General features: G+C 73.3%; 12 protein-coding genes and 1 pseudogene. 9 read left to right on the top strand and 4 right to left on the bottom strand.

From position 1 onward, the window contains the following. Nucleotides 1-28 precede the first annotated feature (28 nt). Nucleotides 29-1,138 carry a GuaB3 family IMP dehydrogenase-related protein gene (locus DTL70_RS20520; RefSeq protein ID WP_114023442.1) on the top strand — a complete coding sequence of 370 codons (1,110 nt, stop codon included), beginning with the start codon at nucleotides 29-31 and terminating at the stop codon, nucleotides 1,136-1,138. A 250-nt stretch (nucleotides 1,139-1,388) separates the two neighbouring features. Here DTL70_RS20520 and DTL70_RS20515 read toward each other — a convergent pair whose 3' ends face one another. After that, on the bottom strand, nucleotides 1,389-2,651 hold the full coding sequence (locus DTL70_RS20515; RefSeq protein ID WP_114023441.1) for a nucleotide sugar dehydrogenase: 1,263 nt from the start codon (nucleotides 2,649-2,651) through the stop codon (nucleotides 1,389-1,391). Nucleotides 2,652-3,003: 352 nt separating this feature from the next. Here DTL70_RS20515 and DTL70_RS20510 point away from each other — a divergent pair, with 352 nt between their 5' ends. The 6 genes and pseudogenes from DTL70_RS20510 (at nucleotide 3,004) to DTL70_RS20485 (ending at nucleotide 16,728) form a co-directional block, all read left to right on the top strand. Next, nucleotides 3,004-4,710: a glycerol-3-phosphate dehydrogenase/oxidase gene (locus DTL70_RS20510; RefSeq protein WP_114023440.1), complete on the top strand. Its 1,707-nt coding sequence runs from the start codon at nucleotides 3,004-3,006 to the stop codon at nucleotides 4,708-4,710. A gap of 249 nt (nucleotides 4,711-4,959) precedes the next feature. Next, a pseudogene (locus DTL70_RS35145) lies at nucleotides 4,960-6,159 on the top strand (serine/threonine-protein kinase); the annotation flags it as partial. A 1,728-nt stretch (nucleotides 6,160-7,887) separates the two neighbouring features. After that, nucleotides 7,888-11,160 (top strand): protein kinase, encoded by a 3,273-nt coding sequence (locus DTL70_RS20500; RefSeq protein WP_114023438.1) that lies wholly within the window; start codon nucleotides 7,888-7,890, stop codon nucleotides 11,158-11,160. 60 nt (nucleotides 11,161-11,220) lie between these two features. Continuing rightward, entirely contained in the window at nucleotides 11,221-12,996 is a 1,776-nt protein-coding gene (locus DTL70_RS20495; protein WP_114023437.1) for a serine/threonine-protein kinase, read from the top strand. Nucleotides 12,997-13,126: 130 nt separating this feature from the next. Further along, nucleotides 13,127-14,761 carry a succinic semialdehyde dehydrogenase gene (locus DTL70_RS20490; RefSeq protein WP_114023436.1) on the top strand — a complete coding sequence of 545 codons (1,635 nt, stop codon included), beginning with the start codon at nucleotides 13,127-13,129 and terminating at the stop codon, nucleotides 14,759-14,761. A gap of 131 nt (nucleotides 14,762-14,892) precedes the next feature. Then, on the top strand, nucleotides 14,893-16,728 hold the full coding sequence (locus tag DTL70_RS20485; protein ID WP_114023435.1) for a GMC oxidoreductase: 1,836 nt from the start codon (nucleotides 14,893-14,895) through the stop codon (nucleotides 16,726-16,728). Nucleotides 16,729-17,401: 673 nt separating this feature from the next. Here the strand turns inward: DTL70_RS20485 and DTL70_RS20480 are convergent. After that, a complete protein-coding gene (locus tag DTL70_RS20480; RefSeq protein ID WP_114023434.1) occupies nucleotides 17,402-17,692 on the bottom strand; it encodes a chorismate mutase in 291 nt (96 codons plus the stop codon). A 354-nt stretch (nucleotides 17,693-18,046) separates the two neighbouring features. Between DTL70_RS20480 and guaA the strand changes: the two genes are divergently transcribed. Both guaA and DTL70_RS20470 read left to right on the top strand, forming a co-directional pair. After that, nucleotides 18,047-19,633, top strand: a complete 1,587-nt coding sequence (guaA, locus tag DTL70_RS20475; protein ID WP_114023433.1) for a glutamine-hydrolyzing GMP synthase — start codon at nucleotides 18,047-18,049, stop codon at nucleotides 19,631-19,633. Between the two features lie 96 nt (nucleotides 19,634-19,729). After that, nucleotides 19,730-20,950, top strand: a complete 1,221-nt coding sequence (locus tag DTL70_RS20470; RefSeq protein WP_147266798.1) for a hypothetical protein — start codon at nucleotides 19,730-19,732, stop codon at nucleotides 20,948-20,950. 30 nt (nucleotides 20,951-20,980) lie between these two features. Here the strand turns inward: DTL70_RS20470 and DTL70_RS20465 are convergent, their stop codons facing one another. Both DTL70_RS20465 and DTL70_RS20460 read right to left on the bottom strand, forming a co-directional pair. Beyond that, the gene (locus tag DTL70_RS20465; protein WP_114023431.1) at nucleotides 20,981-22,174 is read right to left on the bottom strand and encodes a hypothetical protein; all 1,194 of its coding nucleotides are present in this window, start codon (nucleotides 22,172-22,174) and stop codon (nucleotides 20,981-20,983) included. A gap of 109 nt (nucleotides 22,175-22,283) precedes the next feature. Then, nucleotides 22,284-23,639: a helix-turn-helix transcriptional regulator gene (locus DTL70_RS20460; protein WP_114023430.1), complete on the bottom strand. Its 1,356-nt coding sequence runs from the start codon at nucleotides 23,637-23,639 to the stop codon at nucleotides 22,284-22,286. Nucleotides 23,640-23,768 lie beyond the last annotated feature (129 nt).

The raw sequence follows: 23,768 nt of genomic DNA, 5'->3' as shown, positions 1-23,768 counted from the left end.
CACACCAGAGTGAGAGGCAGTAGTAGACGTGACTGAGATCGAGATCGGGCGCGGCAAGCGCGGGCGCCGGGCGTACGCCTTCGACGACATCGCCGTGGTGCCCAGCAGGCGCACCCGCGACCCGAAGGAGGTCTCGATCGCCTGGCAGATCGACGCCTACCGCTTCGAGCTGCCGTTCCTCGCCGCGCCCATGGACTCCGTCGTCTCGCCGCACACCGCCATCCGCATCGGCGAACTCGGCGGCCTCGGCGTCCTCAACCTCGAGGGCCTGTGGACGCGGTACGAGGACCCCGAGCCGCTGCTGGCGGAGATCGCCGAGCTCGACGAGGCCACGGCCAACCGCCGCATGCGGGAGCTGTACGCCGCGCCCATCAAGGAAGAGCTGATCGGGCAGCGCATCAAGGAGGTCCGCGACTCCGGCGTCGTCACGGCCGCCGCCCTCTCCCCGGGCCGCACCGCCCAGTTCTCCAAGGCGGTCGTCGACGCGGGCGTGGATCTGTTCGTGATCCGCGGCACCACCGTCTCCGCCGAGCACGTCTCCAGCGCGGCCGAGCCGCTGAACCTCAAGCAGTTCATCTACGAGCTGGACGTGCCGGTCATCGTCGGCGGCTGCGCCACCTACACCGCCGCCCTCCACCTCATGCGCACCGGCGCCGCGGGTGTGCTCGTCGGCTTCGGCGGGGGCGCCGCGCACACCACGCGGAACGTGCTGGGTATCCAGGTGCCGATGGCGACCGCCGTCGCCGACGTCGCCGCGGCCCGCCGGGACTACATGGACGAGTCCGGCGGCCGCTACGTCCACGTCATCGCCGACGGCGGCGTCGGCTGGTCCGGCGACCTGCCCAAGGCGATCGCCTGCGGCGCCGACGCGGTGATGATGGGCTCGCCGCTCGCCCGTGCGACGGATGCGCCCGGCAAGGGGCACCACTGGGGTATGGAGGCGGTGCACGCGGATGTGCCGCGTGGCCGTCGTGTCGACCTCGGTGCGGTCGGCACGGTGGAAGAGGTCCTTCTCGGTCCCTCCCACACGCCTGACGGGTCCATGAACTTCTTCGGTGCGTTGCGCCGGGCGATGGCCACCACGGGGTACTCCGACTTGAAGGAGTTCCAACGAGTAGAGGTCACCGTCGCCCGCTGACCCCCTGCGGGGCGCACCTCCCCCACGCCCCTCACCTATGTGGGGCGGGCCCCCCATACCTCCCCCTTTACCTGTGGGGCCAGCCCACCCCCGAAGGGCTGCTCTCTATCCGGGGGAGGAGCCGCCCCAACGCCTGGCCGGCGAGGCCCGGGGGTTTGGGGGCGGAGCCCCCAACCACGGCCGAGGGCACCCTCACGGAAGAAGGGGAAGACCATGGGGGCAGGGGCGCAGCCCCGAGAAGAGGGGGAGGTCACAGTCGGTGCGCCGCACCAGTGGGGCTCACGCCCCGAGTGTCCAGCAGCAACTGCGCCTTCGCCGCAATCCCCTGCAAATCGTAAACCCGATGATTCTGCAACAGCAGAGTGAGATCCGCCGCGGCGGCGGCCTCGTAGAGGGAGTCGGCGCGGGGCACGGGCTGCCCCGCGACCCGCCATTGCGGCACGTACGGATCGTGGTAGCTCAGCTGGGCGCCGAGTTCTTTGAGGCGTCCGGCGACTTCCCTCGCGGGGCCGCCTTCCTGGCTGGCGAGGTCGGGTTTGTAGGTGACTCCGAGGAGGAGGACGCGCGCTCCGCGCGCGGATTTGCCGTGTTCGTTGAGCAGGGCGGCGGCCCGCTGGGAGACGTAGCGGGGCATCCGTTCGTTGACTTCCTGGGCGAGTTCGACCATCCGCAGGGGGTAGCCCAGAGAACGGCTGTGGTAGGCGAGGTAGTTGGGGTCGACGGGGACTCCGGGGCCGCCCACGCCGGGCCCTGGCCGGAAGGACTGGAAGCCGAACGGCTTGGTCTCGGCGCACCGGACGACGTCCCACAGGTCGATGCCCAGGTCGTGGCAGAAGACGGCCATCTCGTTCATGAGGGCGATGTTGATGTGCCGGTAGTTGGTCTCCAGGAGTTTGCTGGTTTCCGCCTCGCGGGGCCCTCGGGCGCGCACGACCTTGTCGGTGAGCCGCCCGTAAAAGGCGGCGGCCGCCTCGGTGCAGGCGGGGGTGAGCCCGCCGATGACCTTGGGGATGGTGGCGTAGCCGTACCCGCGGTTGCCGGGGTCGACGCGGCTGGGTGAGCAGGCGAGGTGGAAGTCGCGTCCCGCGCGCAGCCCGGAGCCGTCTTCGAGCAGCGGCCGGACGACGTCTTCCGTGCAGCCGGGGTAGACGCTCGATTCGACGATGACGGTGGTGCGGGGCCGCAGCCGTGCGGCGAGGGTGCGGGCGGCTGTGCGTACGGCGCTCATGTCGGGTGCGCGGTTGGCGCCCAGCCCTGTGGGCGCGCAGATGACCGCGGTGCGTACCCGGCCGAGTACGGCCGGGTCGGTGGAGGCGCGGAATCCTCCGGCGAGCATGCGCCGTACCTCCGCGGCGCTGAGCGGGGCGTCCTGCGGGGGGCGGCCCGCGCCGAGGTCGGCGACGGTGGCGTCGTCGGGGTCGTAGCCGAGGGTGCCGATTCCGTTCGCCGTGGCGGCCTGGGCGAGCGGCAGCCCCGAATGGGTGAGTCCCAGCACGGCGAGATCTGCGGGCATGGCAGCGGTCTTCCCTTCCCCTTGTCGGCCCGGTCCCGTCCCCGGGCAGCACCGGGAGTGGCGAGCGGCGCTCATTAAGGTTAAGAGCCCATATGACAGATAAGTCGGATTGCGCGCTCAGCAGGGCCGACGCTCAGCCAAACTCGCGGGAATGGGGGACCATCGTCAGGGGGACCACAGGGTCCATGGGGTCCGCTGGGCCCACGGGGGCGCTACACGAGGTCAGCACCCGCAGGGAAGGCACACCAGGCGCAGGACACACGGCGAACACGCACAGCAGAGCGCATGGCGAAAGCGCATGGCGAAAACGCACAGCGAAAGCGCACAGCGGACGCGTACCAGGGAGGCAGCAGTGAGGACAGCGGCACTGGGACCGGAGCAGCGCGCCGGGGCACTGGCGAGGATGGCGGAGGCCGAGCTCGACGTGCTGGTGGTCGGCGGCGGCATCGTCGGCGCGGGCACGGCGTTGGACGCGGTCACCCGCGGTTTGTCCACGGGGATCGTCGAGGCGCGGGACTGGGCCTCGGGGACGTCGAGCCGCTCCAGCAAGCTGATCCATGGCGGGCTGCGGTATCTGGAGATGCTGGATTTCGCACTGGTGCGCGAAGCACTGAAGGAGCGCGGGCTGCTGCTGGAGCGCCTCGCGCCGCATCTGGTCAAGCCGGTGCCCTTCCTCTATCCCCTCCAGCATCGGGCCTGGGAACGCCTGTACGCGGGATCGGGTGTGGCGATGTACGACGCCATGTCCCTCTCGTCGGGCCACGGGCGCGGTCTGCCCACCCACCGTCACCTCTCGCGCCGTCACGCCCTGCGCGTGGCTCCCGCGTTGCGCAAGGACGCGCTGGTGGGCGCTTTGCAGTACTACGACGCGCAGGTGGACGACGCCCGCTTCGTCGCCACGCTGGTGCGGACCGCCGCCGAGTACGGGGCGCACGCGGCCAGCCGCGCGCGGGTGGTCGGCTTCCTGCGTGAGGGCGAGAGGGTTGTCGGCGCGCGCATCGAGGACCTGGAGTTGGGGGGCGTGTTCGAGGTGCGGGCCCGTCAGGTCGTCAACGCGACGGGCGTGTGGACGGACGACACGCAGGGGCTGATCGCCGAGCGGGGCCAGTTCCACGTCCGCGCCTCCAAGGGCATTCACCTGGTGGTGCCCAAGGACCGCATCAACTCTTCGACGGGGCTGATCCTGCGCACCGAGAAGAGCGTGCTGTTCGTCATCCCGTGGGGCCGGCACTGGATCGTCGGTACCACCGACACCGGCTGGGATCTGGACAAGGCGCATCCGGCGGCGTCGAGTGCCGACATCGACTACCTGCTCGACCACGTCAACGCGGTGCTGGCGGTGCCGCTCACGCGGGACGACGTGGAGGGGGTGTACGCGGGGCTGCGGCCGCTGCTGGCCGGTGAGTCGGAGGCGACGAGCAAGCTGTCGCGCGAACACACCGTCGCGCACCCGGTGCCGGGGCTCGTGGTCATCGCGGGCGGCAAGTACACGACCTACCGGGTGATGGCCAAGGACGCGGTCGACGAGGCCGTGCACGGGCTCGACCACCGGGTCGCCGACTGCGTCACGGAGGAGGTGCGGCTGGCGGGTGCCGAGGGCTACCACGCGCTGTGGAACGGCCGGGCGCGGCTGGCCCAGCGTGCCGGGCTGCACGTGGCCAGGGTGGAGCATCTGCTGGGCCGTTACGGCTCGATGACCGAGGAGGTGCTCGATCTGGTCGCCGGGGATCCGAAGCTCGGCGAACCGCTGCCCGCGGCCGACGACTACCTCAAGGCGGAGGTCGTCTACGCGTGCACGCACGAGGGTGCCCGCCACCTGGACGACGTGCTGACGCGCCGTACGCGCATCTCCATCGAGACCTTCGACCGCGGGGCGCGCAGCGCCCGCGAGTGTGCCGAGTTGATGGCGCCGGTGCTCGGCTGGGACACCGACCAGGTCGACCGTGAGGTCGAACACTACGAGAAGCGGGTGGAGGCGGAGCGCGAGTCCCAGTTGCAGCCTGACGACCAGACGGCTGACGCGGCGCGGCTGGGGGCGCCGGACATCGCCCCGGTGTAGGTCCGTGTGAGGTCCGTGTGCGTTTCCGGCGCGGGTCTGTGCGAGCCTGTCCCGGCGGGGGGCCCGGCCGTGGGTCCCCCGTTGGACTGGTCGCCCTGGCAAGGGCTGTTGGGCGTGTGAACTCCGGTAAGAAGTGGTGGGGCTGTGGTGTAACCGTGCCGCCCCCGTACACGTCTTGTCAGGACGATGGTTCACAATGAAGGCTCTGCCGGGGGCGGGCTCTCACGCAGAGGGGACACAAGGGGATTCATGAGCGAGGACACGGGACGGCTGGTAGGCGGGCGCTATCGGCTCGGGGGTGTCCTCGGGCGTGGCGGTATGGGCACCGTCTGGCGTGGCGAGGACGAAGTCCTGGGCCGCCGTGTCGCGGTGAAGGAGCTTCGGTTCCCCTCCAGTGTCGACGAGGAGGAGAAGCAGCGGCTCATCACCCGCACCCTGCGTGAGGCGAAGGCCATCGCCAGGATCCGCAGCGGCAGCGCCATCACCGTCTTCGACGTCGTCAACGAGGACAGCAGGCCCTGGATCGTCATGGAGCTGGTCGAGGGCCGCTCGCTGGCCGACCAGATCAAGAAGGACGGGCCGCTCGAACCGCAGCGCGCCGCGCAGGTCGGGCTCGCCATCCTCGACGTGCTGCGCGCCGCCCACCGCGAGGGCATCCTCCACCGCGACGTGAAGCCCTCCAACGTGCTGCTGGAGGACGGCACGGGGCGCGTCGTCCTCACCGACTTCGGCATCGCCAAGGTCGAGGGCGACCCGTCCGTCACCTCCACGGGCATGCTGGTGGGAGCCCCCTCCTACATCTCGCCCGAGCGTGCCCGCGGCAAGCCTCCGGGTCCGCCGGCGGACCTGTGGTCGCTGGGCGGCCTGCTGTACGCCGCCGTCGAGGGCCGCCCGCCCTACGACAAGGGCTCCGCCATCTCGACGCTGACGGCCGTGATGACCGAGCCCATCCCCTTTCCCGAACACGCGGGTGAGCTGCACGAGGTCATCGCGGGGCTGCTGGTGAAGGACCCGGAGAAGCGGCTCGACGTCAGCGGGGCCCGCCTGCTGCTGGAGCCGGTCGCCTCCGGGCTCAAGAGCCCCCTCGGCCCGTCGGGACGTGACGGCGGCGACCCGACCCGCACGTCCGTGCTGCCCCGGGTGGAGGCGTCCTCCGCCTCGTCACCGCCGTCGTCACCGGCCTCGTCGTCAGGCAAGGGCGGTGCCCGGTCGGGTCCCGCCTACAGCGCCGGTACGACGGGCGGCAGGCGCAAGCGGCGGTCCGAGGGCACCAGCTCGGGTGAACGGCTGCGTGGCGCTTTCAAGTCCGTGCGGAACGCGGCAGGCGCCGCCGGCGCGGGTGCGGCGGGTACCGGCCGCGGCACCGACTCCGGTCCGGGTTCCCGGCCTGGCGCCGGTTCCCGGCCGGGGAGCGATGCGCCGTCCTCCGGTTCGGGGCACGGAGCCGGTTCGGGCGGTTCGCAGCAGGGGGCCGGCTCCGGCAGTGCGTACGCTGACGGACAGCGCGGTGCGGCCGCGTCCTCGGGGGCTTCCGCCCCCGCGTCGCCCTCCGTGCCGCCCGTCCCGTCGAGCCCGCCGTCGGCCCCGCGTACACCGCCGCGTCCGTCGTCGCCGCCCACCACGTCCTCGACGACCCCGCGGACGGGCGCGCGGACCGAGAAGCCCGCGAGCGGTACGAGCACGGGTGGCGAGAGCACCGGCGGCAAGGGTGCTGCGGGCGGCGCGACCGACTCCCGCGACGGCGGCGCGGCGAGCCGCACGTCGAGTGGGCGCACGACGGGGAACGGCACGAGTGCGTCCGGCGCGTCAGGTGCCTCCTCCCGGGCAGCCGGGCGGAAGGAGACCGGGCAGCCGTCCGGCGCGACGTCCGGCTCCGGGGCCGCTTCGGGGCCCGGAGCGGCGGCCAAGGGCGAGGATGCCAAGGGCAAGGACGCCAGGGGCGAAGACGCCAAGAACAAGGGCGCGAAGGACAAGGACCACGGCAAGGGCGCGGGCAACGGCGACGGCAAGGCCGCGGGTGGTGGAGCGGGTGCCGCCTCCGCTCCCCGCCCCGCAGCCGCTTCCCCCTCCGCGACGGATTCGACCTCCGGCGCGGGGAATGACGCGGGCGCGGGGGAGAGCGCGGGATCCCGGCTCCCGGGTGCCGCAGGCGCGGGGCCGCTGCCGGCAGCCGGCAGCGGCGGCCGGGCGCTGCCCCCGGAGAGCGGCGGCAGTGGTGCGATCACGTCGCTGCGCGACCTGAGGGATCTGCCCGAGCTCCGCAAGGGCTTGCCTCCGCGGACGTTGGCGCTCGTGGCGGGGGCTGTGGTCGTCGTCATCGTGGTCATCGTGGTGCTGGTGGTGAGCCTGAGCGGCGACGGCGATGGCAAGGGCGACGACGCGTCCGGCAAGGGCTCGGCCACCGCGGGCGCGGAGAAGGCCGGCAGCAGCGGTTCCAGGGAGGGCCAGGACGCCGGCGCGGCGAAGGACGGCCGGACGTCCGACGGGACGCAGGACGGCAAGGGCGACAAGGGTGGCGAGGGCGACAAGGACGGCGGCGAGGACGAGGCGTCCGACTCCGGTCTGCCGGACGGCTACGGGCAGGTGAAGGACGGCAGGTTCCACTTCTCCGTCGCGATGCCCGACGGCTGGAAGCGCTACGGCATAGCGGGCAGCAACTCGGGCGGCAAGTACGCGGCCGACGCGGGCGGTTATCCCCGCATCCAGATCGACCGCACGAGCAGCCCTGGCGCGGACGCCGCCAAGGCCTGGCGCCAGCAGGAGTCGGCGGCCACGAGCAAGAGCCCCGGCTACAAGTCGCTGGGCATCGAGACGGTCGAGTGGCGGGATTACCCGACCGTCGCCGACTGGCAGTTCCTGCGCGAGGAGGACGGCAAGAAGGTCCACGTCCTCAACCGGGGCTTCAAGGTCGATGACGGGAACGGCTACGCGATCCTCATCACGTGCGAGGCCGACGCCTGGCAGGACGAGGAGTGCGAGACGCTCAGGGACACGGCGTTCGAGACGTTCAAGCCACTGTGACCGCCCGCGCCGCACGGCGACGGCGGCGGTAGCGGGCCCGGTCGCGGTGACGCGCGCGGTTCCCGGACGTATCGTGGCAGACGCAGGCCGTCACCCTCCGCAAGCGTGCGGAGGGGAAACGGAGTTGGCGGCCTCGCGCACGGTTGGGGAGGCGTCGTGGAGGGACACGCGGAGTACGCGGGACGGCTGTTGGCCGGCCGCTACCGCCTGCCTCTGCCGCCCGCCGACGCGTACGAGCTCGCCGAGTCCCCGGCCTGGGACACCGTCGGCGGCCAAGAGGTCCTGGTGCGCCAGGTGCCGCTGCCCGAGGTGGTCGAGGCGGAGGTCGTCGAGGCCGAGCTGCTCGACGACAGCCGGGGCGGATACGGGTACGGGGGCGGTTCCGCGGTACGCGGTGCGGCGGAGCCGGTCCGGCCCGGGTATCCCGGCGGCCCGGGGGGCGGCCGGGCGACCCGGCGTCCCGATGACCCGGTGGTGCGCAGAGCGATGGAGGCCGCCGTCGCCGCCGCGCAGTTGCCCGACCACCCGGGGCTCGACCAGGTCTTCGACGTCTTCGTGGAGGACGACGGGCTGTGGATAGTGAGCGAACAGGTGCCCGCCCGCTCCCTCGCCGCGCTGCTGTCCGAGCGCCCACTGAGCGCCCACCGCGCCGCCGAGATCGCCGCCGACCTGCTGGCCGCGCTGGGGGTCGTGCACGTCCACGGCTGGGTGCACCGGAACGTCACCGCGCGCACCGTGCTCATCTGCGAGGACGGCCGGGCGATGCTCACGGGGTTGGCGGTGGGGGCCGCCGAGGAGGCGCTGTGCGGGTACGACCCGCTGCCCGAGGCGGACGAGCCGGGGGCCGCCCCCGCTCCGCCTGGGAGCAGCCCTGCGGGCGACGGCGCCCCCGGGACCCCGCCCCAGCCCCAGGTTCAGATCCCCTCGCAGGCGCAGCCTCAGTCCCAGGCGCAGCCCCGGACTGAGGTTCCCACTGACGCGGTGCCTGCGACCTGGACGGGGCGCAGGCTTCCCGAAGGCTTCACGGCGCGCGGGGAGGACCCGTACGACCCTCGCGGTCAGGGACGGGGCATCTTCGGGTTCGAGGGCATCGACCCCGACGAGGACGTGCGCGGGCCGCGCGGCCGAGGTGTGCGCAGGCCCGGTTCCGGCGCCGGCGGTGAGCCGGGTGGCGACGGAACAGCGGACCCGGCAGCGGATCCGTTGGCGGCGCGCGCGGCCCGGCGCGGTGCGATCGCGGCGTACCGGGAGGGCGCCCAGCGTGCCGTCGCCGACACCCGGAGCGCGGAACGCCGCGCCGGTGGCCCGGGCCCCGAGCACGGAGGCGCCCCGCATGGTGCCGACGCGGGGGATCACCGTCAGCAGGTCACCGACTGGTGGTCCACCGCGCCGGGTGACCGAAACGGCGGCGGCGACGGGCACCATCCGCCTGGCGCGCTGGACGACGAGGTCCGCTGGTTGTCGTCCGACGAGGACGAAGTGCGGCCCGACGCGCTGGAGGAGGGCGGCGGAGGACGCCAGGTCGAGCGGGACGAGATCTACGGACCGCGCGCGGCGGGCCCCTACGGTGCGGGGGCCTCGCCCTACGGGGGGAGCGGCCCGACCGCGCTCCCGGGCGCGCCGCGCCAGGACGGCCGCAGTGTTCCCGCGCAGTGGACCACCGGGCCCGGACACCCGGATGAGACGCGCCGCCATCTCAGGGGGCTCCCTGCCTCCTCCCCGAACGGGGAAGCCGACGGGGACGCCGGCGAGGGTGCTGCCCACGGCGAGAGCGCCTTCCACGGCGAAGGCGCTCCTCACGGCGAGAGGGCGCTTCACGGCGAAGGCGCTCTCCAAGACGAGCACGCGTTTCCCGGGGAGGACGGCTCCTACGCCCCGGAGCCGGGCGGCGTTCCCGCCGACCGCCCCTGGGGGGAGGCGGCAGAGGCGGAGGCCGTCGCGGGGCGGTTCCGCGGTCCCGCGACGGCGCTGGCGGCCGAGCGGGCGCGGCACGCCCGGATGACGGTCGTCGGCCCGGTGACGGAGCGCTGGGCACCCGAGCAGGCCGGTCCCGTGTACGAGAACTGGCGGCTGGCGCCGCCCGTCGGTCCTGCCGCCGATCTGTGGGCGCTGGGTGCGCTGCTCTTCCGCGCGGTGCAGGGCCACGCGCCCTACCCCGAGGACAGCGCCGCCGAACTGGCGCAGATGGTGTGCGCGGAGCCGCCCGCCTTCGCGGAGGACTGCGGTCCGCTGCGTCCCGTCGTCGAGTCGCTGATGCGCCAGGACCCCACGGAGCGCCCGGACTTCGAGGAGCTGCGCGGCTGGCTGCGTTCGCTCGTCCGTTCGGCGCCGGAACCGGATGTGGGGCTGCGGACGGTGACGGCGCCGTCGCTCGAACCCGGCGGCCCGTCCGACCCGCGCAGGCTGCCGATCGTGCGGCGGCGCGGCGAACTGGTGCGCAGACGTCGCCGCTCCAGGCGCCCCGACGGCCGGGGCCGCCCGCGCGGCGAGCGCGCGCAGCCGAGCGCCCGCGCCCCCGTCACGGCGCCCGACCGCACGGAGGTTCTGGGGCCGGAGCGGCTGCCGGAGTACGAGCCCGCCGGGGCGCCGACGCGGGCCGTGCCGCGGGAGAAGCGGGAGCGCGAGCAGCGGTCGGGCGGAGCCGGACCGCGGCGGCTGGGCCTGGTGATCCTGGGTCTCGTGCTGCTCGGTATGGCGGCTGCGGTGGCGTTCGTCATGTGGTTCCTGCCGGACCACGAGAAGGGCGGGGGCAACCAGAAGGGCTCCGTCGTCGTACCGGAGGAGCAGGACCGTGCGCCCGCGGACGGGGACGACAGCGGCAACGACGACAGCGGCAACGACGACAGCCGCAACGACGAGAGCGGTAAGGACGACAGCGGTAAGGACGGAAGCGGCGAGGGCGGCGAGAAGGGGGAGAGCGGCAAGGGGTCCGCGTCGACCGCCGGGCCCGGGGCGAAGTCCCCTCGGGCGCCCGAGGGGTACAAGACCAGCCAGGACCCCGCGGGGTTCCGGATCGCCGTGCCCGAGGAGTGGGACAGGCGCTCGGCCAACGGGCGCGGGCAGGTGCGCTACAACGGCGGTCAGGTGGAGATGGTCGTCGTGGGCGGACGGGACAGCACGAAGAAGTACGGCAAGGACCCGATGGCCTACCAGAGCGAGGACGAGCCGGAGCTGTCCGCCTACCGCGCAGCGGACTGGGCCAGTACGGGCGGGCTTCGGCGCATCGACGTGGGCGACACCGCCATGGCGGAGGGCACGTTCTCCTGGCGGGAGGGCGGCGGGCGGCAGGTGTACGCCCGCAACCGGGCGATGATCCTGGACGGCCGCTACCACGTGCTGCTCGTGATCGGTTCCAAGAGCCACCGTGCCGAGATCGACCGCCATTTCGAGGCGGTCGCCGACACCTACCGTGTCACGGGCGTCCGTTGACGGTCACAGGTCTGTGAACTCGGTGGCGCTCGCGTTTCCGGTTGGTTCAGGGTGGAGGCCATGACGCATTCGGGGGAGCAGGGGCGGTTGGACGAGTCGACCAGCTACGGGCTGCGGCCGCCCGCGCAGGCGAGCCACCAGGACCACCAGCCCTCCCCGCCTTCACAGGCCCAACAGGCCCAACAGGCCCAACAGGCCCAACAGGCCCCAGGAGATGCTCACCACGAGCCGCAGGCGTCGGGAGGTGCCCCGAGCCCTCCGCCCGCGCGGGATCCGCGTACCTACGAGCCGACCAGAGCCTCGGTGCCGGCACCGCCCGCCGCCGGCGCTGATCCGGGCACCGGGCGGCTGGTCGGCGGCCGTTACCGCCTCGCGTCCCGGCTGGGGCACGGTGGCATGGGCACGGTGTGGCGAGCCCACGACGAGGTCGTCGACCGGGACGTGGCGGTCAAGGAACCGCGGCTGCCCGACCACCTGCCGGCGCGCGAGCGCGAGACCATGCACGCGCGGATGCGCCGCGAGGCCCGTACCGCGGCGCGTATCGAGCACCCTTCCGTCGTCACCATCCACGACGTGGTGGTCGAGGACGACCAGCCGTGGATCGTCATGGAGCTGGTCCAGGGGCGTTCGCTGGCCGATGTGCTGGGCGAGGGCACGCTGGACGCGCGCGAGGCGGCCCGGATCGGTCTCGCGGTGGCGGGGGCACTGGACGCCGCGCACGAGAAGGGCGTGCTGCACCGCGACGTGAAGCCGGACAACGTGCTGCTGGGCCGGTACGACCGGGTGGTGCTGACCGACTTCGGTATCGCGCAGGTGCAGGGGGAGCAGGGGCTGACGGAGACGGGCACGTTCGTGGGCTCGCCCGAGTTCACCGCGCCGGAGCGGGTGCTGGGCCAGCGTCCCGGCCCCGAGTCGGACCTGTGGTCGCTGGGTGTGGTGCTGTACGCGGCGACCGAGGGCGTCTCCCCGTTCCGCCGTTCCAACAGTCCGGCCACGCTGCAGGCGGTGCTCTCGTCCGAGCCGCAGCGGCCCGCGCGGGCGCTGAGCGCGTCGGGCGCGTTCGGGATGCTGCTCACCCGGCTGCTGGCCAAGGAGCCGGCGCTGCGTCCTGATGCGACGGAGGTCCGCCAGACGCTTCAGGACGTGGCGCGTCCGCCGGTGCGCTCGCCGCGTCCCGTGCCGGGAGGGCAGGGCGGCGGCAACGCGGTCGCGCGCGGGCTGGGCGGGTTCTTCGGCAAGCTGCGCACCGAGCGCCGCTGGCAGTTCGGCACGGGCGGTGTGGTGGTCGCGCTCGCGGCCGCGCTCACGCTGTTCTTCGTCCTGACGGCCGACCAGGCGCCGGACGGCTGGCATACGCGCAACGAGGACAAGCGGGTGCGGGCCTCCCTGGCCGTGCCCGAGGAGTACAAGCGCAGTGCCGACGAGCAGTCGGTGGCCTTCACCGATCCGGGGAGCGTCATCGCGATGGAGCTGAGCAGGTCGAGCAAGGACATCAAGGACAGCTCGCTCGCGGAGGCCAACTCCTGGAAGAAGTTCTACGAGGACGGTGCCGAGGAGGACGGCTACCGCGACACGATGGGCAACGTCGTCTCCCGGGTGACGGAGGCCGATCAGCAGGGCAAGGAGGCGGCCGAGGTCGTCACCACCTTCCAGGGGCTCGACGACGTGGACGAGCCCGAGGGCCCCAAGAAGCTCCGGCACGAGCTGATCTACGTCAACGGTGACGGCGTGCGCTGGCGGCTCAAGGTGGAGATGCCCGCCAAGGGCAAGTCGCACCAGGACGGCGAGCAGGTCTTCGACGAGGCGAAGAAGTCCCTGAAGATCCACGATCTGTGACCGTGCGGGCGCCGTGGACGTGACGGTCCTGCGCCGCTGCGCGGTGTTGCCAGCAATCACTGGCGGATTCCGTGAAAAGGGGTTACCGCCGGGTATACGAGCCGGTGCCCCGAGTCGTACGCTCGGGCGCATGACGGACTCGCTGGAGAGCACCAACCCCTCAGCCGCCGCCGCTCCCGCCGACGGCAACCCGGTGGCCCCCGCGCCCGCGGGCGCACGGTCCGCGGCCGACGTGGTCACCAGGGACCTCGTCGCGGCGCTGACCCGCGGCGTGGTGGGCAGCGGCAAGACGACCAGCCGCTCCCCCTTCACCGGGGACGTGCTGGCCGAGCTGCCCGAGTCCACCCCCCAAGACGTCGCCACCGCCTTCGAGACGGCGCGTGCGGCGCAGCGGCGGTGGGCGGCGCTGCCGGTGCGGCAGCGCGCGGCCGTACTGCTGCGCTTCCACGATCTCGTGCTGGCCCGCCAGTCCGAGGTGCTCGACCTCATCCAGCTGGAGACCGGCAAGGCGCGGCTGCACGCGCACGAGGAGGTCCAGGCGGTCACCGTCGCCGCCCGCCACTACGGCCGCAAGGCCGCCTCCTACCTGCGGCCCAAGCGGCACACGGGGGCGATACCCGCGCTGACGAAGGTCACCGAGCTGCGTCACCCCCGGGGCGTCGTCGGCCAGATCGCACCCTGGAACTACCCCTTCGAGCTGTCCGTCGGAGACGCGTTGCCGGCCTTCGCCGCCGGCAACGCGGTGGTGATGAAGCCCGACACCCAGACCGCGCTGACCGCGCTGTGGGCCCGCGACCTGATGGTCCAGGCGGGGCTGCCCGAGGACGTGTGGCAGGTCGTCCTCGGGGAGGGCCCCGTGATCGGCCCCGAGGTCGCCGATCGCGGCGACTACGTCTCCTTCACCGGCTCGACCCGCACGGGGCGCGAGGTCGCCCAGCGCGCCGCGGCCCGCCTGGTGGGCTGCTCGCTGGAGCTGGGCGGCAAGAACGCGATGCTCGTCCTGGACGACGCCGACCTCGACAAGGCGGCGGCGGGCGCGGTGCGCGGCGCCTTCTCCTCCGCCGGGCAGCTGTGCATCTCCATCGAGCGCCTGTACGTCCACGAGTCGGTCGCCGACGCCTTCCTGGAACGCTTCCTGGCCAGGGTGCGGGCCATGCGGCTCGGCACCTCCCTCGCCTACGGCGCCGACATGGGCTCGCTGGTGTCCGAACGGCAGCTGGAGACGGTGCAGCGGCACGTACAGGACGCCGTGGCCAAGGGGGCGAAGGTGCTGGCGGGCGGCAGGCACCGCCCGGACGTCGGCCCGCTGTTCCACGAGCCGACCGTGCTGGAAGGCGTCGAGCAGGAGATGACCGTCTGCGCCGAGGAGACCTTCGGACCCGTCGTGTCCGTCTACCGTTTCGCGGACGTGGACGAGGCGATCGACCTCGCCAACCGCAGCGCCTACGGCCTCAACTCCTCCGTCTGGAGCGGCAACGGCCGCCGGGCCCGTGAGACCGCCGCCCGGCTGCGCACCGGAACCGTCAACGTCAACGAGGGCTACGCCTCCGCGTACGGCAGCGCCCAGGCCCCGATGGGCGGGATGGGCGACTCGGGACTCGGCCGCCGCCACGGCTCGGAGGGCATCTTGAAGTACACCGAGCCGCAGACGGTGGCGCACCAGCGGGTGCTGCCGATGGCGCCGTCGCTCGGCATGAGCGACGAGGCCTACGCGGCGTTCATGTCGCGCTCCCTCAAGGCACTCAAGACGCTCCGCTTCCGCTGAGCAGCCGCTCCGCTTCCGCTGAGCGACCGCCGCCGCGCCCGGCGGCTCCGGCCCGGCGGCCCCGCCCGTGAAACCGCCGCCGCCCCCACCGGCGGCCGGCCCGCATCGTCACCGCAGAACCGGAGGTACTCGTGTCCCTACCCCACGCTGCCCACAAGCGGGCGGACGCAGACCCGTTCGACTACGACGTGCTGGTCGTCGGCTCCGGTTTCGGCGGCTCCGTCTCGGCGCTGCGGCTGACCGAGAAGGGCTACCGGGTCTGCGTGCTGGAGGCCGGCCGGCGCTTCTCCCGCGACGAGTTGCCCAAGAACTCCTGGGACGTGAAGAACTTCCTGTGGGCGCCCTCGCTCGGCCTCTACGGCATCCAGCGCATCCACCTGCTCGCCAATGTCATGATCCTGGCAGGAGCGGGGGTCGGTGGCGGCTCCCTCAACTACGCCAACACCCTCTACGTGCCCCCCAAGCAGTTCTTCGAGGACCGCCAGTGGGGCCACATCACCGACTGGCAGGCCGAACTCGCGCCCTACTACGACCAGGCCAAGCGCATGCTCGGCGTCCGCCTCAACCCCACCACCACCCCCTCGGACGTCCACCTGAAGGCCGCCGCCGACCGCATGGGCTACGGCGACACCTTCCACCTCGCCCCCGTCGGCGTCTTCTACGGTGACGGCGACGACGGCGACGGCACCGCGCGCACCACCCCCGGCGAACAGGTCCCCGACCCCTACTTCGGCGGCGCGGGCCCCGCACGCACCGCCTGCGTCGAATGCGGCGAGTGCATGACGGGCTGCCGCAGGGGCGCCAAGAACACTCTGAACGAGAACTACCTCCACCTCGCCGAGCAGGCCGGAGCCGAGATCCGCCCCCTCACCACCGTCGTGGGCATCCGCGAGCGCACCCCGGGCACCGACGAGGACGGCTACGAGGTGGCGACGCTGCGCACCGACCGGCGCCGCGCGAAACCCCGCGTCCTGCGCGCCCGCCGCGTCGTCCTCGCGGCCGGCACCTACGGCACGCAGAAGCTGCTGCACCGCGTCAAGGACGCCGGCACGCTGCCGCACCTCTCCCCGCGCCTCGGCGAGCTGACCCGCACCAACTCCGAGGCCCTCGTCGGCGCGCAGACCGTGGCGCGCCGCTACCGCAAGAAGTGGGGCAAGGACGCGGAGCTCGACTTCACCAAGGGCGTCGCCATCACCTCGTCCGTCCACCCCGACGCCAACACCCACATCGAGCCCGTCCGTTACGGCAAGGGCTCCAACGCGATGAGCGCCCTGACCACCCTCCAGGTGCGGCAGAACACCACCCTGCCCGGCGCCCTGGCGCACGTGCTGACCTGTCTGCGGCACCCCGCGCTGTTCGCCCGCTCGCTGTCCGCGCGCAAGTGGTCGGAGCGCATCATCATCGGGCTCGTCATGCAGACGCTCGACAACTCGCTGACCACCTACCGCAAGAAGGGCGGCCTCGGCAAGGGCATGCTCACCGCGCGGCAGGGGCACGGCGCCCCCAACCCGGTGCACATCCCCGAGGGCGCCCAGGCGGCGACCGCGCTCGCCGAGGAGATCAACGGCTTCGCCGGCACCAACGTCGGCGAACTGATGGGCACCCCGCTCACCGCCCACTTCCTGGGGGGCTGCCCCATCGGAGAGGACACCGAGCACGGCGTCATCGACCCCTACCACCGGCTGCACGGCCACCCCGGCATCTCCGTCGTCGACGGCTCGGCCGTCTCCGCGAACCTCGGCGTCAACCCGTCGCTGACCATCACCGCGCAGGCGGAGCGCGCCATGTCGTTTTGGCCCAACAGGGGCGAGAGCGACCCGCGTCCAGCCCAGGACGCCGCCTACCAGCGGCTGGCGCCCGTCACGCCGGTCGAGCCCGCGGTACCCGAGAGCGCCTTCGGGGCCCTGCGGCTGCCCCTGCTGCCGGTGCCGGACGTGCCGGCGCGGGAGGCGGGAACGGCGGACTGAAACCCGCGCGGGAGCGCCCGGCCGGCGGTGCCACGGTCCGGGCGGGGCCACGACGAAGGGCCCCGTGGCGCCGGCCGGGTGGGTGGCGGCAGCCGCGGGGCCCTCGGACCAGCACCGGCGTCAGGGCAGCGCCCGTGCTGTGAGGCGGCGCCGGGGGGAAGCGCCGCCGGATTGGTCGAACCAATGGCGGAAGTCCGCCACGGCCGACCCGTGGTCGTCGAGTGGTGCGCTCACTGGGCTCGCTCTCGCATCGTCCTGGATGCGGCTCACCTTCCGCAACCGTTTCGACGGAGCGGGATTTTTGCCAGCTCGGCGCGGAGTCCGCAGTGCGCTCGTGACGCCGTCGAAAGACCGCGGAGCGGCCGGCCCAGAGCGTCCCCGGGACCGGCCGCTGTCGTGACCGGGCTGCTGTCCCCTGCCGTCCGGTCACAGCACCAAAGCGAGGTCCCACGACGCCCGGCGTCTCCCCTCCCGGGAAGGACGGACGTCTCATCGCTCCGGTGACGCCGCCCCGCTCGCCGCCGGACGCCCGGCGGAGATCAGGGACACCGGGATCAACGAAGCCCCTCCGAGCCGGTCACGCGCCGTACGGGTGAGGCCTCTTCGGGCCCCGCGGCCCGCACACTGCGGGCAGTGGCACCCCCGTGCCGGAAGAGGCCCCGCAGGGCAAGCCCTAATGTCCGCGGCACAGCCGCAGCAGCGTCATCGCCAGGTCGCGGCCCGCTGAGCCGAGCTCGCCGCTGTAGTGGTCGAGGATCTCCATCTCGCGAGCGAGATGGACCCGGCGGCCGCCCGACTCGATCCGTACGCGCTGGATCGTCTCGGAGACCTCCATCCGCTCGCGGACCAGCGCCACGATGCGGGTGTCCAGGGCGTCGATACGGGCGCGCTCCGCGGCGATCACCGTCTCGGGGTCGTCCGGGGCGGCCTGCGGGGTCGGTTCGGTGACGGTGGTCGGGCGCATCAGCTGCCAGCTCCTCAGCTCGGTGGAGCCCTCGGGCTACGGCGGCCCGGGAACCGACACACAGGCGCCCCGGGCCTTGGCCGGCCCGGGGCGCCTGGGGAAGTCGTGTGTTCTCTTGCTCACACAGAACGTCGACCATGGCAGCCGGCCGGACCGGTGCCATAGGTAAACCAGAAAGCGCTCTGCGTAAACACGCGCCCAGTATGTCACGGCCGCCCGCGCCCGAGCCGCCCTCCCCTGCGGGGTGCCGGGGGCGCTGTCCGTGCGGTGGGGGAGCGCGCGCGGGCGTGGGGTCCGGAAGGGGATCGGTATCATCGGGGGTGAACCCCTTCACCGCCGAAAGGCATCAGCTTCGTGGCTTCCAACCCGTCCGAGAGCAGCGCCCCGGACACCGTGCTCGTCGTCGACTTCGGCGCGCAGTATGCCCAGCTCATCGCGCGTCGGGTGCGTGAGGCGCGGGTGTACAGCGAGATCGTCCCCTCGACCATGCCGGCCGCCGAGATGCTCGCCAAGAACCCGAAGGCGATCATCCTTTCCGGCGGCCCCTCCTCCGTGTACGCGGAGGGTGCCCCCTCCCTCGACCGCGGCGTCTTCGAGGCGGGTGTCCCGGTTCTCGGCATCTGCTACGGCTTCCAGCTGATGGCGACGGCGCTGGGCGGCACCGTCGACAACACGGGCAGCCGCGAGTACGGCGCGACGTCGCTGGCGGTCACCAGGTCGGGCTCGACGCTGTTCGAGGGGACCCCGGACGAGCAGCAGGTGTGGATGTCCCACGGCGACGCCTGTTCCGCGGCGCCGGAGGGCTTCACCGTCACGGCGTCCACGGATCTGGTGCCCGTGGCGGCGTTCGAGAACGACGAGCGGAAGCTGTACGGCATCCAGCACCACTGCGAGGTGATGCACTCCACGCACGGCCAGCAGGTGCTGGAGCACTTCCTGTACCGGGGCGCGGGGCTGACCCCGTCGTGGACGACGGAGAGCATCGTCGACGAGCAGGTCGAGGCGATCAGGGCGCAGGTCGGCAGCAAGCGCGCGATCTGCGGGCTGTCCGGCGGCGTGGACTCGGCGGTGGCCGCCGCGCTGGTGCAGAAGGCGATCGGCGAGCAGCTCACCTGCGTGTACGTCGACCATGGGCTGATGCGCAAGGGCGAGACCGAGCAGGTCGAGAAGGACTTCGTGGCGGCGACCGGCGTGCAGCTTAAGGTCGTGGACGCGGCCGACCGCTTCCTGGACGCGCTGGCGGGGGTCTCGGACCCGGAGCAGAAGCGCAAGATCATCGGCCGGGAGTTCATCCGCGTGTTCGAGGCCGCGCAGGCCGAGATCGTCGCGGAGGCGCCGAGCGACGAGCCGGTCGCCTTCCTCGTGCAGGGCACCCTCTACCCGGACGTGGTGGAGTCCGGCGGCGGCACGGGCACGGCCAACATCAAGTCGCACCACAACGTGGGCGGTCTCCCCGAGGATCTCGAGTTCGAGCTGGTGGAGCCGCTGCGCAAGCTGTTCAAGGACGAGGTGCGGCAGGTTGGCCAGGAGCTGGGGCTGCCGGAGGAGATCGTCCAGCGCCAGCCGTTCCCGGGCCCCGGGCTGGGCATCCGGATCGTGGGCGAGGTGACGCGCGAGCGGCTGGACGTGCTGCGGGAGGCCGACGCGATCGCCCGCGAGGAGCTGACGGCCGCCGGTCTCGACCGCCAGATCTGGCAGTGCCCGGTCGTGCTGCTCGCCGAGGTGCGCAGCGTCGGTGTCCAGGGCGACGCGCGGACGTACGGGCACCCGGTGGTGCTGCGTCCGGTCTCGTCCGAGGACGCGATGACGGCCGACTGGTCGCGGCTGCCGTACGACGTGCTGGCCCGTATCTCGACGCGGATCACCAACGAGGTCTCCGAGATCAACCGGGTCACGCTGGATGTGACGAGCAAGCCGCCGGGGACGATCGAGTGGGAGTGATTCTCTCCTGACGGTCCGCCTGCGGGTGCCGTGTGCCCCCGTGTTCCGCTCCGGAGCACGGGGGCACACGTGTGCGAGCTGGGATACGGTTCCCGGGTGGCGGAGGCGGACGATGAGGCCAGGGGGCCCGAAGAGGCGGAGCGTACCGGCCGGGCGGGGCTCCTCGACTACTCGGACGAGCAGCGCGAGAGCTGGCGCGTCCTCCGGGAACAGGGAGAGCGGCGCCGCCGCCGCAGGCGCGTCGTCGGCTGGTGCGTGACAGGAGTGCTGGTGCTCGGTGTCGCCGGATGGGCGGCCAAGCCGACGCTCAAGGACATGAGGATCGCCTCCAGCGCCTGCGACGGGGCGATACCCGACGGCGGCATGGACGCGCTGCGCGCCGCGGCGGGCAGTCCGGACGCGCACCTGACCGAGTCCACCAGCGAGACCCGCGCCGAGTTGGGGCGCTACTCGTGCGAGGTGGTCAGCGAAGAGGAGCGCGTCATCGAGGTCGAGGTCTACGGCCGCCGCGACGACATCGACCGGGAGTTGTCCAGGGAGTTCGAGGACCAGGGCGGGCGCCCCCGGGTGGCGCTTCCCGGCGGGCTGCCGGGGTTCGAAGGCCAGATGTCCACGGTGCGGCTGATGCCTTCGTGCCCAGGGCGCGGCAAGGACGCGGCAGGACACCGGGGGCAGTTGCTGGTGAGCGTGTCGGGCGGGCATCCGGGGCGGCCGCACCACCTGCTGCGCGCCGGTGTCGCCGTCGCCAACAAGGCGGCCGCGAAGCTGGGCTGCGACGCGAAGCCGCTGCCCCTGCCGGAGCAGGGGGCGCAGCCGAAGGGCGTCAGGCTCGCGGCCGCGGCCCACACCTCCTGCGCGGCGCTCGCCGAGGGCCCCTTGAAGGGGTCGGCCTGGACCGCCGATCTGCGCATCCCCGACGGACCCGCACCGATGGCGAGTTGCGAGGTGCGGCCTTCGGGCACCGACGAGGACGGCGACCCGCACGCGGCGGTGGTCACGCTGTACGGCTGGTACGGCGACTTCTCGCGGCGCCTGCGGCTCTTCGACGCCAGGACGAACAAGGCGAGCACGGACCGGGAGCAGGCCGGTCCGTGGCTCACGGAGGCCAACGGCTGGGCACTGGCGCGGTGCGAAGGGCAGGCCGCGGGCTTCCAGATCACCGTCAGGAGACCGGGCAAGTACACGGGCCCGGAGAGCACCACGGTGGACCGCGACCAGTTGGGCAAGGACGAGATGCTGGCGATGCTCTCCTCCTTCGCGAAGAAGGAGAGCGCCGCGCGCGGCTGTGAGGACCTGCGGCTGCCCACCCGCCCGTGAGGAGCCGCGCGGGCACGACGGCGCTCGGGTTCAGATCAGGCGGAGCCCCAGCACGTACCGCCAGTCGATGGCCACCCGGAGCCGTTCGGCGCGGCCCGGGGGTATGCCGCGCTCCTTCGCCCAGGCGTCGAAGACCGCGAAGAGCTGGATCCGTCCGTCCATCAGCTGTTCCGCGGCCCTGCCGCCGGTGCCCGGCGAGGCGTCGGGGCGGCGCTGGGCGAGGGTGGCCGCCGAGGGGCGTGAGCGCACCCGGTGGTCGGCGGCGTGGTAGAGGCCGCGGGTGTGGCGCAGTACCGCACGGTCGAACGCGTCGGGTGAGGAGGCGAGTCCGTTCGCGAGGGCGCTCGTGCGGGAGGCCATGAGCCTGGCCACGAAGGCGGCGCTCTGTTCGAGTTCCGACTCGGTTCCCGACAGCCCGTACTCGGTCTTCGCGCCCGGTTCCAGCGCGTCGTCGGTGAGCCGTTCCAGGTAGGCGGCGAAGCGGGCGCGTTCGGCGTCGTACAGGGTGGCGAACGCGCGCGGTGAGGCGGCCAGGCGGCCTATCAGGTTCTGCGCCTGCTCGATGTCCGGGAAGACGACGTGGATGTCTTCTCCGCTGGGGAAGGGGGTGACGGCGTTGCCGCTCCCGTCCGGGTACTCCGCTTCCCGGTCGCTGATGGTGGGCCGGCGCTGGTCGTCCCGTGGCGGTCCGTGGGTCATCGCACGGCTGGTGTCCTGGATGTAGGAGGCGAACATCCGCGCGAGGTGGGGTGCCAGGCCGAGGGGGAAGTCGGGCCCGTGCCCGTCGTGTCCCTCGCCGAGCAGCAGGACGACGGCGTGTGTCACCCGGGCCGCGCGCTCGGTGTGGGGGCGGGCGGGCCTGCCCTGGTCCTCGGCGGTGCGGCCCGTGGTCGCGGCGACGAGTGTGCGGCCCGCCAGCGCGGTGCCGTCGGGGCCCTCGCACAGCGGGTGGCCGCCGGGCCGCAGGAGGCGCTTGAGCGGGCGCGTGCGGGCCACGTCCTCGCCCGGGTCCAGCGCTTTGGCCGCGCGTTCCGGGTCGTCGGCCAGGGCGCGCGCCCGGACGGGGGCGCGCCGGCAGACGGTCTCCTGCCGGCCGTCGAGCAGCACGGGGACCAGGACGGCGACCAGGGCGAGTGCCGCCACGCCGGCCAGGGCGGTGAGGAGGGTGCGCCGTGAGGCGCCGCGCAGCGGGCTCAGGGCGCGGACACGGTCGAGGGAAGGCACCGGGTGAGAGTACCCGGCGCACTCGCTCAGGTGTGCGGGACCAGTCGGCCGGCCGCCGAGAGCGAACCTCGGCGTGCCCGCCCGGGTTTCGCGTCGGCGTCGGTCGGGGTCAGGGGCCCCAGGCGCGGGTGAGGGCCGCCGCTTCACCGCGTGTGGTGACCCCGAGTTTGGCCAGGATGTTGGAGACGTGGAACTTCACCGTCGACTCGCTGATGCCCAGCGCTCGCGCGATCTCGCGGTTGCGGCGCCCCAGTGACACCTGCTCCAGTACGTGGGCCTCGCGGGGGTGGAGGTCGCGCAGGCCGTGGGGGCCGCCGTGGGCCACTGCCGCCCGGTCCGTCCTCGCGGCCCGTCCCGCCGCCGCTGCCACCGTGGGCGGTGCCGCCGTGCGGGCGCCGGCCGGGGCACCCAGGGGGAGGACGAGCGTCACCGTCGTGCCCCAGCCGGGTACCGGGTCGGCGGTCACCGTGCCCTCCAGCGCGGCGACGCGTTCCGCGACGTTCGCGGGGACGACGGGCTCGTCCGCCGGCGGCCGTCCGGGGCCGTCGTCCCGCACGGCGATCCGCAACGTGTCGCCCTCCAGCCACCAGCCCACGTGCATCCGCCCGACCCCTTCCTGCTCCAGCAGGGCGAGTGCGACGGTGCGCGTCGCGGCGCGCGCCGTGTGAGCGGTGTCGGACGGCAGGGAGCGCCCGCTTCCGGGCGGACGCAGCGCGAGCCGGACCGCGCGGTGGCGGGCCGGCGGCCGCAGCTCGCGGGCGCCGCGGTGGAAGGCGGTGTCGGCGTCCTCCTCGCTCAACTCACGGTTCCAGTACGTCATGCGGCCGAGCGCGGCGAGCGCGTCGACGGCCAGGTCGGTGGCGGCCGCGCGGGCCGCCGCGTCGTCCAGCGCGGGCGCGCGCAGGGCGGTGAGGACGCCCGTGAGGGCGGCGCCGTGCGCGTCGGCCAGCTCCGCCAGTACGGCGGCGCGGGCCGCCGCGGCGACGCGGGAGACCGACGTGTGCGAGGGGAAGGCCTCGGCGGTGAGGCGGTAGGTGGAGACGGTCACCAGGTCCCAGACGCGCTGCACGGTGCGCAGCACGGCGGGCGGGGGCGGTGCCGCCGTCCGCAGCCCGGTCAGCGCCAGCAAGGCGCCTCCTTTCCCGGCGTGTGCCGCCGCGACACCGAGCACGGCGCGGCGCTCGCCGCCCAGCACCGCCTCGCCCCACCAGGGCGCACCGACCCGCACCCGGAAGGCCAACTGGCCCAGCTCGTCGTGGGTGATGCGCGCGGCCAGGTCGCGGTCCGCGCCCACGGCCTGCTTGGGCGCGTACGCGGACACCTCGCTCAACTGCGCGGCTGCGGTGTGCCGCACCAGTCCGTTCAGTGCGCGCGAGGTGCGCTCCAGCAGTTCGGGCAGCGGCGCCGCGACGAGGTCGAACGCCCGGGCCAGTGCGTCGTCGGGACTGCTCCAGCGTGGTTCCACCCGGCCCACCGTACGACTGCGCGGCCTGCGGCCACCTGGCCGTAAGGAGAGCCGAGGTCCGGTCTTTCGAGGGGCCCGCCACCGGCCGCCCGCCGGTGACAGTGGTGCGGTGCGGGACCGGCCCGGCCG

It is taken from the genome of Streptomyces diacarni, from assembly GCF_003323715.1.
Classification (GTDB): Bacteria; Actinomycetota; Actinomycetes; order Streptomycetales; family Streptomycetaceae; genus Streptomyces; species Streptomyces diacarni.
Note: the sequence above shows the minus strand (reverse complement) of the source record. Positions and strands in the feature narration are given on the sequence as shown.